This is a genomic window from Cellvibrio chitinivorans, assembly GCF_035117775.1.
In the GTDB taxonomy this organism is placed as follows: domain Bacteria; phylum Pseudomonadota; class Gammaproteobacteria; order Pseudomonadales; family Cellvibrionaceae; genus Cellvibrio; species Cellvibrio chitinivorans.
Genome location: NZ_JAYKKN010000004.1, coordinates 1 through 11,291 on the forward strand (window position 1 = coordinate 1; position 11,291 = coordinate 11,291).

Consider the following 11,291-nt stretch of genomic DNA (forward strand, 5'->3'; position numbering starts at 1 on the left):
TAAATATTTTGGGTGTTCAGAAAATAATGACATTGCTCGTCTGAGGGCGATGTTAAATCAGAAATGCGTGCCGTCTAAAAGCAAAAAATGCCCCGAGGTCATCGGAGCATTTTATCGACCAACAATGACTGTGGGTTTTGACACAGCCTCGATAGCCGGTGTTTTTTAGGTAACTCTTTTTAAAAATTGAGCTAATTGATCAGCTCAAGAGTACAACATCTTCCGCTTGCAGGCCTTTGTCGCCTTGCTGCAACTGAAACTCAACATTTTGACCTTCAGCTAATGAACGGTAACCTTCCGCACGGATATTGCGATAATGGACAAAAATATCCTCGCCTCCTGCTCCTCTGGTTATAAAACCGTATCCACGCACGTTGTTAAACCATTTAACTGTGCCCATCTCACGATCTGCCATATGAAACACCTCTACAGCCTGATTATTGTTATTGCTTGGTTTGCTTCATCCGTTGATCGCCAGCACTAAAGGCTAGCCATTGTCCAAACGGGCCTTAGAACAAAATGACCCGCGCGGGAGAATATTATCAAAATATGGAAATAAGAGGGAGTTTTATGCTGCTTATTTGTTCATTTAGCCATATCAAAATCCGAAACAAGCAGTGATTTATCAACTAGATTGAGTTCGCTTAGCCATATAAGCAGCATAGTCAGGAACCCAATGCTGACACTCACCATTAAATAGGGACGAGGACACCATAAAATCAGCAGAACTTTGGTTGCACGCGATGGGAATATTCCATACCGCTGCGATACGGAGAAGTGCCTTGACATCTGGATCATGCGGCATAGGTTCAAATGGATCCCAAAAAAAGATCAACATATCCACCTTGCCTTCACTAATTAACGCGCCCACCTGCTGATCACCACCCAAGGGGCCTGAAATAAGTTTGTTGATTGGCAACCCTGTTTCTTTTTCAATCAGAGTTCCTGTGGTGCCCGTGGCCAATAAACTATGCAAACCCAAATCATCACGATGTTTTTTACACCAAGCTAATAAATCTTTTTTTCTATTATCGTGAGCAACCAACGCAATCGATTTTGTCGCGGGCAAACTAATTTCTTTATATTCCATAGCGTTCGACTCGGTTAGTGAATTTAAGAAGATGAATAAAAAAATGACCTTGACTAATTATAGGCAAGGTCATTTTTATTAACAGCGTAAGAACAAATCAATCATTGCAATTAATTGCTCAGTTCCAGCAACAATTTATTCAAACGTTGCACATAAGCAGCAGGATCTTGCAACTGCGCGCCTTCGGCAAGATTTGCCTGATCAAACAGGATATGCGCCAAATCAGCAAAGCGATTTTCACTGGCTTCAGCTTCCAGCTTTTTCACAAGAGGATGCTCAGGGTTCAATTCAAATATCGGTTTTGAATCCGGCACATTCTGACCTGCTGATTCTAAAAGTCGACGCATTTGTGCGCCCATATCAAATTCACCAACAACCACACAGGCGGGAGACTCCGTCAAACGGTGTGTAATGCGCACTTCCGAAACTTCTTCGTTCAGTGCATTTTTCACGCGCTCAAGAAGAGGCTTCAACTGCTCTGCCACTTTTTCTTGAGCTTGTTTTTCTTCTTCTGAATCCAGCTTGCCCAGATCCAATTCACCCTTACCAATATCCTGGAAGTTTTTGCCTTCAAATTCTTGCAGATGGCTCATCAACCACTCATCTACGCGATCAGACAACAGGAGAACTTCGATTCCTTTTTTACGGAACACTTCGAGGTGCGGGCTGCTTTTTGCAGTATTGAAGTTTTCAGCGGCGATGTAATAAATCTTTTCCTGACCGTCTTTCATTCGCGCAACATAATCGTCGAGCGATTGGCTCTGCTCAGCAGTATCTGTATGAGTAGATGCAAAACGCAGCAACTTGGCGATTTTCTCGCGGTTAGCAAAATCTTCCGCAGGCCCTTCTTTTATAACCTGACCAAACTCTTTCCAGAAGGTGGTGTAATTTTCCGGCTCGCTTTTCGCCATCTTACTTAACATATCCAACACACGTTTGGTCAGCGCAGAGCGCATTGAATCGATGTTAGGGTCTTTCTGCAGAATTTCGCGCGATACGTTCAAGCTCAAATCGTTGGAATCCACCACCCCTTTGATGAAACGCAAATACAACGGCAGGAATTGCTCTGCATCATCCATAATAAATGTACGCTGCACATACAACTTCAGACCACGCGATGCATCGCGGTTATACAAATCGAAGGGCGCGCGCGCAGGGATGAACAGCATACTGGTGTAATCTAGGTTACCTTCCACACGGTTGTGGCTCCAACTCAGTGGATCGGTAAAATCATGACTTACGTGTTTGTAAAACTCTTTGTACTCATCATCACTCACATCAGAACGTGAGCGAGTCCAAAGCGCAGTTGCGGTGTTGATTACTTCATCTTCCGGCACTACTTTTTCAGCATCATCACCAACAGGATCCTGCTTTTGCATCACAACCGGAATCGCGATGTGATCAGAATATTTTTTAATGATTGAACGCAAGCGCCAGTGATCGGCAAATTCCAATGCATCATCTTTCAAATGCAATTCAACGGTCATACCGCGACCAGTTTTCTCTACAGATTCAACAGTAAATTCTGCATCGCCAGAACACTCCCAGCGCACAGCTTCATTGGCAGCAGCACCTGCGCGACGCGTTGTAACCACCACTTTGTCAGCAACAATAAAGGCAGAGTAAAAACCTACCCCAAATTGGCCAATTAATTGTGCGTCTTTTTTCTGATCGCCTGAAAGCTTCTGCATAAATTGCGCAGTACCTGATTTGGCGATAGTGCCCAAATTTTCGATTACCTCATCGCGCGACATACCAATGCCGTTATCGCTGATGGTTAAGGTTTTTGCGTCTTTATCAAAGCTGATACGGATTTTTAATTCAGTATCCCCTTCATACAAGTCGCCATTGGATACTGCTTCAAAACGTAATTTATCCGCTGCATCCGAGGCATTGGAAACCAGCTCACGCAGGAAAATTTCCTTGTTGGAATACAACGAGTGAATCATCAAATGCAGCAATTGTTTGGCTTCAGTTTGAAAGCCACGGGTTTCTTTGCGGGCATCAACGGTCATTTTCTAACTCCTGGGTACATGCACAAAAGGTAAACGAATATCCACCGCCATCAACAGCGGGCATGGGAGGTAAATGGGGCGATGAGCAAAGAATTCAAGGGTGCAAAGAGCTTTGTGCAGGTCAAATTGACTAGTATTTGTGCAAAACAATCGAAATTTTGGCAATAAACCTCATGCACACCAGCGTTTATTGCCAATTTTTATCCCAAATATTGGGGTTCAATCAATAATTTAGACCAAGACTACAAAATGGTTACTACAAGGTGGCACCACGCCAACGCAATAAATAATTGCCCAGGCGCATTACCGCATAGTTCATTGCCACGCCCAACAGGGTTACGACCAAAGCACAAATTAAAATGATGTCCATACGCGCTGATGCCTCGGCAGTCATCATCAAATTTCCTAAACCAGCACCAGCATTAAATAACAGCTCGCTGCCAATACAGGTAATCCAGGCAAATGGAATGGCCAACAGTAGACCAGTCACGATACTCGGCAGCGCGGCAGGCCAGAGCACCAGATGAAATTGTTGCCAGCGATTAAAGTGGTAAACATGCCCTACTTCGCGAAAGCGCTTATCCACATTACGCAAGCCTTCGTAGGTATTAAGTACCATTGGATAAAAAGCGGCGAGCGCAATGATAAATATTTTTGCCTCATCGCCATTGCCCAACCACAGACCGATCAATGGAGTAAGCCCCAGCAACGGCACTTGCCGAATAGCGTTGTAAAGTGGATTGACCAACAGTAACACTAAACGCGAGTAATACATCAATAAGCCCAAACCAACACCTGCCATCACACCCAGCCATAAACCAACAGCCGTTCGTTCCAAACTTCCCGCGAAATTGATCCACAATTCTCCGGATTCAACCAGCACTGCAAGCGTATGCCCTACTTCCTGTAAAGGCACAAATGCATAAGCGTGGGTAGCACTGAGACCGGATGTGTATTGCCATAAGACAATCAAAACTATGGGCAGCAGCAGCCCTCGCCAAGCGCGGACAGCACTAATAATTTTTTCAAATTTGTTGTTTTTTACTGTCACTTTTTAATCTTCGCCTTTTGTTAAATTTTTGCCGAAAACAATAAAACACATTTTCCGCGATAAATAGATCAGCCCTTATCGCTCGGCAGGTTCGGACGCCAGCGCATTAGACGTTGTTCGATGAGGCGTAAACTTTTATCCAGCGAAAAACCAATCAAGCCCGTCAAGACAACACCGACCAGCACGATATCCAAACGCAACATTTGCCGGGCAAACTCCATCATCTGTCCTATTCCTGCATCTGCAGCCAGTAATTCAACTGCAACCAAAATTAACCAAGCTCGACCTAGTGCGATTCGCATGCCAGTCAATACCGGCGGAACAGTAGCAGGCAATAAAATTGTGCGATAAAGATCCCAAGGCTTAAGTTGATATACCCGCCCCACCTCAATAAATCCGCGCGGAATATTACGCACAGCTTCAGTTGCCGCCTGCGCCACTGGAAAAAAAACTGCTTTAACTAAAATGACAATTTTGAAGGTTTCGCCAATACCCAATAACAAAATCAACATGGGAATCAATACAAGAGTGGGAATGTGGCGCAAGACCTCAAAGGTTAAACCAAGATATGCTCGCACACTGGGTGAGATCGCCAACAACACACCGATTAGCAAACCAGAAATAGCACCTATACCAAATCCAACAAATAGACGAAATAAACTAACACTGAGATTGTCTTGTAGCTCGCCAGTCGCAATTAGCTCCAAAAAACTTCCCCACACCACCGCTGGCGCAGGCAAAATTTGCTCAGGCACCCATTGCTGACGCGTTGCCCAATACCAGAATAGCAACAACGTTAAGGGGGAAATCCAAACCGCTAACGAGTGAAGCGGCAGCGATGAAGTCCACCGCAGCCAAGACACGTAGCCAGCACTCGTCAATTTCAACCGTTGACTTGCACGTGCATTAAAACCAATCGAGTTCATTCGCGCCCCTCAACAGGTGCCGGCCAATAATTTTCCAGCTGCAAAGTTTGAATAGCGGTAGACACAAATCGTTTATCTATTAAATTCTCTGTTGCTACAGATTTGCGCACCAAACGCGCGCTCACCGCATAGTCATTCAATACTTGATAATGTTTAACAAGACCATCACCAATTAATGGCGACCAATAATTTTTCCAACTGATATTGTCATCAAGCACATCCAAACGAATAATCGATTCAGGCAACCCCAAGCGCGCCTGTTCACGTAAATAACTAGACTGATTTTCCTCCTGTGAAACCCAATGTATCGCGCGCACGGTTGCGGTTGCTAATAATTGTGTAACCTCAGGATTGGTATTAATAAATTGTTCTGCCCCCCACAACTCTGCGCGCATACGCCATGACGCAGGCGCAAGCTTGGTTGACCAAATAATTTTTCCTACACCTTTTTCGCTCAACACATGAGCATCACTAAGAGTAAAAAATCCATCCACATTCCCAGCCGATACCGCCGCTGCGCCAGCCTGTGGATTCAAGTTCATAATTCGAAAATCACGCAGTCCTAAGCCTTCAGACTCCACTAGCTTAGCGAAGGTAGCCTCCCAAGGACGACCACGATGCAACGCAATACGCTTGCCTTTTAAGTCACTAATCGTTTTAGCTGATGAGTCCTTGGGGACGACCAAGTACACATTGTTACCCACGCTGCCAGGCACAACTAAACGCGTACTAATCCCTGATGAGTTCAAAATCAAAGATGGCAAATCACCATAGAAAGCAAACTGGATTTTGTCACTAGCAAAGCTTTCATTTACCAGCGTTGCTACCGCAGCGGTAGATACTGGAACCCACTCAACACGATAATTAAGTTTTGCCAAAAACTCAGCAAACAATTTATCCCGCGCAACTATTTGAGGAATCCCTGCAAATGTCAGCTCCCCAGAACTGGCATTGGCAACAACAGCAATGCGCAATACTTTTTCCTGTAGCGATTCCTGTGCACCTACCCCATTGGATATAAAACTCAAGCTGATGGAAATAAACGTCACAATAGCTATAAAGCCAGACTTAATAAGTTTGATTAACAAGACTAAAACCTCTCAATTTTGGATATGTACAGCTACATGAATAAACTATTTTTAATTCGCAAAAATAGTCTTATGAAACAGGAACAGCAAAATCCGAACCAGTTTGATTAATTAACTAAAACTTGGAGAAAAGGGTTATTACAACTAGGAAATTTAACTTTAAATCGACTATAAAAAATTAAATAACGAGAATTAATACTTAAAACAAAACAGAGTCATTGAGCAACTGTTAAAAAACCAACATCGATAAAAAACATCAATGTTGAAACTCAAACAACTTAGGTGTTTATTTTTGATCACTCACCAAATGTTGCTTAATTAACAGCAAAAACCATCCTGTAATAATCCAAAACTGTCTAATTAAAAAATAAAAACCAATTTTTTAGTGATGGCATATTTTCTGCAATTTCACTCGTTGAATATTAGTCATCAACGCGATGGGAGTTTTTATGAGCGCACAGGCATATTCAGCAGCAAGTCGCCGTCATGCACGTCATTACGTGCGTGAAACATCACAGCAGCAGACATTTACTCGTAAGAAAGCAGATGTAGTGGTTCTGATTCCACGCCAACAAACACTAGGGCAACAAACACCAGACAGATCAAATAAGGGAATTGTCTGCCTCATGCTCTTATTCGTTTCCGCTGCACATTTTGCATTTGCGTGGCAGCTCACCCATCAACCTAAGCAAACCATCACCAAGGCCGAAATTCCACCGATGACGGTAGAGTTCTATCGGCCTCCGATTGAGCAGCCGCCACAAGCTCAAGAAGAGCCGCCTCAACCTAAAGAGGAAACACCGCCACCAAAAGAAGAACTACCAAAACCCGTAGTTGAAAAACCCAAGCCGGTTGTGAAAAAGCTATCACCCAATCAAGTTGAATTAAAAAAGGAGGAAGTTAAAAAAGTAGAGCCGATTCAACCAACAGTAGCGCCACCACCGGTTCAACTCCCATTGACGAAAGCCACTGCTGATGCAGGATATTTACGCAACCCTGCCCCGCGCTACCCTGATTTTGCGCAGCAACAGGGCTGGGAGGGAACAGTGATTTTAAACGTGCATGTATTGGCAAACGGAAAACCCAATGCTGTAGAAGTTAAACAATCAAGCGGACGAAAAATTTTAGATGATTCAGCAGTGCAAGCCGTAAAACGATGGAAATTTGTGCCTGCCAAATTAGGTGATACCGAAACTGATTCATGGGTGGAAGTACCCATAAATTTTCACCTGGCACAATAACTGAAACCGATTGACCAATTTACATTTAACACATTCACTCTAAGCGAGAACTATCATGAAAGAACTTTATACATTTGCAGTTGAATTAACCCTCTGGTTGCTGGTGGCGTTTTCGATCATCACTTGGACGCTCATTATAATTAAAGGCGTACAAAACTTTTTAGTTGCGCGCCGCAACCATCGTTTTACCCAAGCATTTTGGGGTGCATCAGATCTTAACGCAGCGGCAGGATTGGAAAACCATCAAGGCTCTGCCGCGCAGGTTGCGCAAGTAGGATTTCGCACACTGCGCAGCGCAGACAGTAGTTACGGTAATGATCTTGAACACAGCTGGGATCGCCAGGATTTATTAGAGCGTCATTTGCGCCAGCAAATTCAAAAAGAACGCCGCTCACTTGAAAGTGGATTGGCGGTGCTCGCATCTATTGGCACCACAGCACCTTTTATCGGCTTGTTTGGTACCGTATTTGGAATCATTGAAGCGCTCACTGCGATTAGCAGTAGTTCGTCTGCCAGTATTGAAGTTGTTGCCGGCCCGATTGGTCATGCGCTCATAGCTACCGGTTTTGGTATTGCGGTAGCGATTCCTTCCGTCTTGGCTTACAACTATTTTTTGCGCCGCTTGAAACTCATCGCTGCTGATTTGGATGATTTCGCTACTGATTTTGTAACCCTTGTGCAAAAAGCCAGGTTCCGTATCAAGCCCACAGCCATCACCACCAAATTGCCCACACATAATCTGGATACTGATTCCGCAACAGATAAATCATCAGAGGTATTTGCATAATGGCTATTTCAAGTGGCAACAGTGACAACGATGAAGTATTAAGTGAAATTAATATCACGCCGATGGTAGATGTAATGCTGGTATTGCTGGTGGTATTTATCCTTACAGCTCCATTAATGACCAACTCGATTACCGTCAATTTGCCCAAGACAGAAGCAACTGAGCAAATTCAGGAGCCAGTAAAACCGCTATCCCTTAGCATTGATGCCAACAGCCTTATCTATCTGGATAAAGAAGCATTTTCACTCGAACAAGTTGAGCAGGAATTGATTAGCCGCAAGGCAGCAAATCCGGACATCAAACTGAGCCTCAATGCCGATGAAGTTGTTCCCTATGGGGTTGTTGCAAAAATTATGGTGATTATCGAACGTGCAGGAATAGATAAACTTGCAGTAGTAACACAACCTGAAGGAAATTAATTTTTAAAATACGACTAAAGAAATTATCAAGATGAAATAAAAATGGCCGGTGTTAAACATCGGCCATTTTTTTGAGATACCAACTTCGCTTGAAATAAAACTTCAGCAGCTAAGCTGCTGATTTTTTCAACTTCGCCCGTACAGCCTCTAGCGGGCGAGCATCTATCCACTCACGCACATTCACTGCATTGGGAATAAAACTCCAACGATGCAAAAAGTTAGTAAAATCCTGCAAGCCAGCAATTGAGGTGTCAGACAAGTCCGTTTTTAAGCGCAGATGCGCATCCTCGCCATAAGCCTGAGTAACCCAATATTCGCTGCTGTTAGTTTCTCGGGCAAGAAAACGACGAGCATCACTTGGGTTATCCCACGCCCATTGCTCTGCACGCAACACCTGTTCAACAATATTCACAGCAGAGTCAAAGTGGTTATCGAGCAGATGAAGATCCACCGCTAGAGTGCGGGGAGTTCCGTTGTTTGCACGGATTAACGGATCAGGATGTGAACCTGTATCAATCACTACATGCAACCCGAATTGATGTGCAATCTGCGCACCCGATGCGCCCTTGAGAAAAATAGCATCAACCTCACCACGCAATAAACCAAGCAATTCCGCATTGCGACCACCTTGGTGACGCCCGCTAAAAGTATTAGTGCCAGTTTCGGTTTTTACAGCAGGTTCATCACTGTAGGTGCCGTCAATGACGTAATCAACCAGCTCTACTTCGGCAACACTCAAACCATCGAGCTTAAGTGCATTTTCCAAACCGCGAAGCGCTTGGGCACGAGTAAAATCAATTTGTACCTTTTCCCATTTAGGCAAACCAAATTTACGCCCTTTCAGATCTTTAACGGTTTTAATACCTGAAGTTGGCAAGGTTAAAATTAATTGAACCTCATCTGCCCAAGACAAACCCAATACACGAGTTTCGCGCCCAACTGAACGCGCCCAAACTGCAGGGATATTACCGCCATGACGAACAGAGTTGACAAGAGTGTGATCGAAGTGGGACTCACGCACCGATTGATCATTTGATTCACGCAGCGATTTTATTTGCGTGCATTGATATTTGAAACTTTCTTCCAACCATCCTTTTTGAACAGCAATTCCCAATCCGGTAGGAACCGGGCAGCGGGTATACCATAATGCATCCAGTGGTTCTGATTTACTCATTGTGTTTGCTCCTGTAAAAGTAGATAACCTTGCGTTACCTTTTACTCAAAAGCAAAGCTCATGCCATTTAAAAAATCATCAAAGCGGCAGAAAAATGTGATTCAAACCATATAACAAGATTAAATTATTTTATTTTTAAAAACTTAAATAAATTTTTTGCACAACCTGTTGTGTATAACTCAACAGATTGTGCGAAATAAAACATCAACCTACCCGCTGCGCTGCTGAAAACTCTGCTACATCATGAGCGGAAACTTCATAGGAAGAATCGCGTAATAAACCATGACGCTTTAGCAGGGTACGCATTACATTGCGAGAAATCCCCAAGAGCGCAGCAGTATGAACTTGATTATGATGACTGAAATTAAATGCTTCATGCACAATCAAACTTTCAATGTTATCAAAATAAACCTCATCTCCACCCTGCTCAAATAATCGACGTAATTGTTTCGCAATAATATCAAGCGGTGTCTCATTAGCAGTTGAGCTGAGAGGTGCTGAAGCCTGGCTGTAAGAGCTCACGTTTGACTGACGACTCCCCAACAACTCCTCCCAACCGCCAGTCACCTTTAGGTGCTCTGCTTTAATTGTATCTTCACCTGATACCAACAGCGCAAAATGAATAACGTTTTCCAATTCCCGAATATTTCCTGGCCATGCGTATTTCAGCATCAACTCAATTGCCTGCTCGGAAAATACGGGTTGTTGGTAGCCCATTCTCTGGCTATAGCTACGTAAAAAATAATTGGCCAATGGCATAATATCGCCAGGACGTTCACGCAGTGGAGGCAGGCGCAAATGTGCGATGTTAATGCGATACAACAAATCCCGACGGAAATGCCCGGCATTAACTGCATGATCCAAATCAACGTTGGTTGCTGCAACCAAACGGACATCCACAGGAATGGTTTTACGTGAGCCAATACGCACAACTTCGCGCTCCTGCAATACACGTAACAGCTTCACTTGTAACGGCAGTGGAAGATCACCAATTTCATCTAAAAATAGCGTTCCACCATTAGCGGCTTCAAACCAGCCCTCACGCTTTCCTGTCGCGCCCGTAAATGATCCCGCCTCATGCCCAAATAATTCACTCTCGGCTAATTGATCACTAATCGCACCGCAATTCACTGCTAAAAAAGGCCCTTTACGACCACTGAGATGATGGATATGACGGGCAACCAGTTCTTTACCTGTGCCCGTTTCACCGCCAATAAGTACCGGAGCCTCACTAGGCGCAATTCGTTCAATATAATCCAGTAACTCAGCTGAGACAGGATCGGCAAAAACTAACGCTTTTGCTCTGACAGACAATGGTTGGGCATTACCGCCCTCCAATGACAATATGACAGGTTGTTTTATGTCTTCGCTCACAATAAATACTCAATACGGGGAACGCGTATGGGATTGGGGGCATTCCTTAATGTGTGTGCAGTGTAAGAGTAGCGCGGTGATTTCTTAAGGAATTTATAACTATAAACTTATAACCAATTCTATTGC

Annotated in this window: 11 protein-coding genes; 3 read left to right on the plus strand and 8 right to left on the minus strand. The window is 43.9% G+C overall.

The features are described from left to right. Positions 1-199 precede the first annotated feature (199 nt). From SPL68_RS11920 to SPL68_RS11945, 6 genes are all read right to left on the minus strand, one after another. Positions 200-415 carry a cold-shock protein gene (locus SPL68_RS11920; protein WP_323815385.1) on the minus strand — a complete coding sequence of 72 codons (216 nt, stop codon included), beginning with the start codon at positions 413-415 and terminating at the stop codon, positions 200-202. A gap of 210 nt (positions 416-625) precedes the next feature. After that, on the minus strand, positions 626-1,090 hold the full coding sequence (locus SPL68_RS11925) for a methylglyoxal synthase (protein ID WP_323815386.1): 465 nt from the start codon (positions 1,088-1,090) through the stop codon (positions 626-628). A 110-nt stretch (positions 1,091-1,200) separates the two neighbouring features. Next, positions 1,201-3,105, minus strand: a complete 1,905-nt coding sequence (gene htpG / locus SPL68_RS11930; protein WP_323815387.1) for a molecular chaperone HtpG — start codon at positions 3,103-3,105, stop codon at positions 1,201-1,203. 256 nt (positions 3,106-3,361) lie between these two features. After that, complete coding sequence (locus SPL68_RS11935) at positions 3,362-4,156, minus strand: ABC transporter permease (RefSeq protein WP_323815388.1); 795 nt, start codon at positions 4,154-4,156, stop codon at positions 3,362-3,364. A 68-nt stretch (positions 4,157-4,224) separates the two neighbouring features. Further along, positions 4,225-5,082, minus strand: coding sequence for an ABC transporter permease (locus SPL68_RS11940; protein ID WP_323815389.1), 858 nt, complete (start codon positions 5,080-5,082; stop codon positions 4,225-4,227). Continuing rightward, entirely contained in the window at positions 5,079-6,170 is a 1,092-nt protein-coding gene (locus SPL68_RS11945) for an ABC transporter substrate-binding protein (RefSeq protein WP_323815390.1), read from the minus strand. The genes SPL68_RS11940 and SPL68_RS11945 overlap by 4 nt, the downstream gene beginning before the upstream one ends. A gap of 500 nt (positions 6,171-6,670) precedes the next feature. Here SPL68_RS11945 and SPL68_RS11950 point away from each other — a divergent pair, with 500 nt between their 5' ends. Genes SPL68_RS11950 through SPL68_RS11960 form a run of 3 tightly spaced genes read left to right on the plus strand, consistent with a single transcriptional unit; the run spans position 6,671 to position 8,617 of the window. After that, the gene (locus tag SPL68_RS11950; protein ID WP_323815391.1) at positions 6,671-7,411 is read left to right on the plus strand and encodes an energy transducer TonB; all 741 of its coding nucleotides are present in this window, start codon (positions 6,671-6,673) and stop codon (positions 7,409-7,411) included. Positions 7,412-7,466: 55 nt separating this feature from the next. Next, complete coding sequence (locus SPL68_RS11955) at positions 7,467-8,198, plus strand: MotA/TolQ/ExbB proton channel family protein (protein WP_323815392.1); 732 nt, start codon at positions 7,467-7,469, stop codon at positions 8,196-8,198. Next, the gene (locus SPL68_RS11960; RefSeq protein ID WP_323815393.1) at positions 8,198-8,617 is read left to right on the plus strand and encodes an ExbD/TolR family protein; all 420 of its coding nucleotides are present in this window, start codon (positions 8,198-8,200) and stop codon (positions 8,615-8,617) included. Before SPL68_RS11955 ends, SPL68_RS11960 begins: the two co-directional genes overlap by 1 nt. Positions 8,618-8,726: 109 nt before the next feature. On the opposite strand, the gene SPL68_RS11965 is transcribed toward SPL68_RS11960, so the two are convergent. Both SPL68_RS11965 and SPL68_RS11970 read right to left on the minus strand, forming a co-directional pair. Further along, positions 8,727-9,791, minus strand: a complete 1,065-nt coding sequence (locus SPL68_RS11965) for an ABC transporter substrate-binding protein (RefSeq protein ID WP_323815394.1) — start codon at positions 9,789-9,791, stop codon at positions 8,727-8,729. A gap of 204 nt (positions 9,792-9,995) precedes the next feature. Continuing rightward, positions 9,996-11,165 carry a sigma-54 interaction domain-containing protein gene (locus tag SPL68_RS11970; protein WP_323815395.1) on the minus strand — a complete coding sequence of 390 codons (1,170 nt, stop codon included), beginning with the start codon at positions 11,163-11,165 and terminating at the stop codon, positions 9,996-9,998. Positions 11,166-11,291: the final 126 nt, after the last annotated feature.